The sequence below is a fragment of the Intrasporangium sp. genome (assembly GCF_051961875.1).
In the GTDB taxonomy this organism is placed as follows: Bacteria; Actinomycetota; Actinomycetes; order Actinomycetales; family Dermatophilaceae; genus Intrasporangium_A.
Window position 1 is genome coordinate 1 of sequence record NZ_JBQCCV010000114.1, and the last position, 2410, is coordinate 2410.

A 2410-nucleotide genomic window follows, 5' to 3' on the forward strand; every position below is an offset into this window, starting at 1 on the left:
AGGCTGATGAGGCGCTTGTCGCGCAGGCTCTCCGGGACGTCGCCCGCAACGATCCGCTGGGCGAGCCCCTCGACGACGGCGGTCTTGCCGACACCCGGCTCACCGATGAGGACCGGGTTGTTCTTCGTCCGCCGGGACAGCACCTGGACGACGCGCCGGATCTCCGAGTCGCGGCCGATGACGGGGTCGAGCTTGCCCTCGCGGGCCATCTCGGTCAGGTCGGTGCCGTACTTCGTCAGCGCCTCGAACGTCCCCTCCGGGTTCTCCGAGTTGACCGATCGGCCGCCCCGCAGCTCGGGGATCGCCTGCTCGATCGCGTCCGCGTCGAGGCCGAACTGGCCCGTCCGGGCGAGGGCGAGGAGCAGGTGGTCGGTCGAGACGTAGGTGTCGCCCATCGCGGTCATGTACTGCTGCGCCTGCTGGATGACGGCGGCCGTCGCCCGCGAGAGCTGCGGCTGCACGCCACCGGTCACCTTCGGCAGCGAGCTCATCGCGCGTTCGGCCGTCGTGGTGGCCTGGGCGACGGAGGACCCGGCCTTCTCCAGGAGGGTCGGGGTGGTCGTGCCCGGCTGAGCTGCCAACGCGAGCAGCAGATGAGCCGGCTCGATGTTCGGCGAGTGCTTGGCCGCCGCGGTCGTCCCGGCCTGGGCCAAGGCCTCCTGAGCCTTGTTGGTCAGCTGAAGGTCCATGCGTTCTCCTGCTAGGGGTCAGAGTTCACTTCGTCCAACCGTTCCAAAGTTGAGCCTATTCCACTCAACCCCACGGCCCGATGGGGGGTATGCCGCTGAGCCCGCTCGCGCGGGCACACTCCGTCCCACCGTGGCTCGTACCCAGATCCGGCGCGGCGACGTGTTACCGGAGTGACCGAGTGCTCACTCGACAGAAGGAGGGCACCCGTTGGGCTGGGGCGGAAGTGACGGACTGCTCATTCGACTGAATAGGCCGGGTCAGCGCTCCGTCCCATGCGTCACTCCGGCGCGTCACACCTCGGCGTCGTACCAGCCGCCCTGGTCAGCGGCGAGCACACGGAGCTGCGCGGCATACGACTCCTCGGCGGGCGTGCGCACGTGCACGGCCCACTCGTGGTCCTCGGAGTCGTCCTCGCCGGCGAGCGCCTCGCGGACCACGCGCACCTCCCGGTAGCCGCGGGCCTCGAGGTCGTCGGCCACGTCCTCCGCCGTCTCACGGTCGGGGAAGATCAGCAGGTGCTCGGCGGTCACCTCCGCAGGATGGCACGGCTCAGTCCCGTGCGGCCGTCCCCGCGAGCAGGTCGACGGCCGCGCTGAGGTCGTGCAGTCGCCCTCGGGCCGAGATCCGAGCCGCCCGGTATGCCGCTGCGTCGGCTTCCGAGGCGACGATCGCCTCGTTGTGGTCGGCGACGTGGACGAGCCCCGGGGACAGCGTCTCCACCGCGTCCTCGAGGGTCCGGGCCCGGCCGAGGGCGTACAGCGCGAGCGCGGCGGCGCCGAGGGCCGACCCCTCGGCCCCTGCGGTCACGGTGAGGGGGCGGCCGAGGACGCCGGCGAGGACGTGGCGCCACAGCTCGCTGCGGAAGACCCCGCCGGTGCCGCGGATCGAGGTGACCGGGGTGACCTCGTCGAGGCCGTCGAGGATCGTGCCGAGCTGGAAGGCGACGCCCTCGACCGCGGCCCGGATGAAGTGCCCGCGGGTGTGGTGCTGGCGGATGCCGAGGTAGGCGCCCCGCACGTCGGCGTCCCAGAGCGGGCCGCGCTCGGCGAGCAGGAAGGGCAGCATGACGAGTCCCTCGGAGCCGGGCGGGATGTCGGCGGCAAGCTCGAGCACCTCGGCGTCGGTGACCGCCGGCTCGGCCTCGGGCGGGTGCGGGGTCGGCGCCCCGGGCCGGTCGGCGGCGAAGACGCCACGCGCCCACCGGACCACGGCGCCACCGTTGCTGATCGCCGTCCCGACGACCCAGCGGTCGTCGGTGAGGGCGTAGCAGAAGAGCCGTCCGGAGGGGTCGGCATACGGGCCGTCGACGACGAGCCGCAGCGCCCCGCTCGTGCCCAGCGAGAGGCCGGCCACGCCCGGCTCGAGCGCCCCCGTCCCGAGGTTGCCGAGCGGGCCGTCGCCGGCGCCGACGACGACCGGGGTGCCGACCGGCAGGCCGACCTCCGCGGCAACCGTCTCCGAGAGGGGCAGGACGTCGGTCGTCGCGAGCACCGGCGGGAGCTGGTCGAGCCGGATGCCGGCGAGGGCGACTGCGTCCGGGTCCCAGCGGCGGGTGTTGATGTCGAGCAGGCCGGTCCCGCTCGCCGAGGACAGCTCGGTGACCAGGCGGCCGGTCAGGGCCTGGAGGACGAGGTCCTTCAGGCCCGCCCAGGTCGTCGCACGCGCGGCGAGGTCGGGCTCGTTCCGGGAGAACCAGCGCAGCTTGGTCAGCGGCGCCATC

Annotated in this window: 3 protein-coding genes; all 3 read right to left on the bottom strand. The window is 73.0% G+C overall.

The window, feature by feature from the left end; translation table 11 throughout:
* The coding region (locus ACTHJJ_RS06680; RefSeq protein WP_440302160.1) for a Clp protease N-terminal domain-containing protein at positions 1-689 on the bottom strand (689 nt) is incomplete at its 3' end.
* Positions 690-980: 291 nt separating this feature from the next.
* Positions 981-1220: a hypothetical protein gene (locus ACTHJJ_RS06685; protein ID WP_440302161.1), complete on the bottom strand. Its 240-nt coding sequence runs from the start codon at positions 1218-1220 to the stop codon at positions 981-983.
* A gap of 19 nt (positions 1221-1239) precedes the next feature.
* Positions 1240-2410, bottom strand: a 1171-nt coding sequence (locus ACTHJJ_RS06690) for an FGGY-family carbohydrate kinase (RefSeq protein ID WP_440302162.1), incomplete at its 5' end; no start/stop codon positions are given.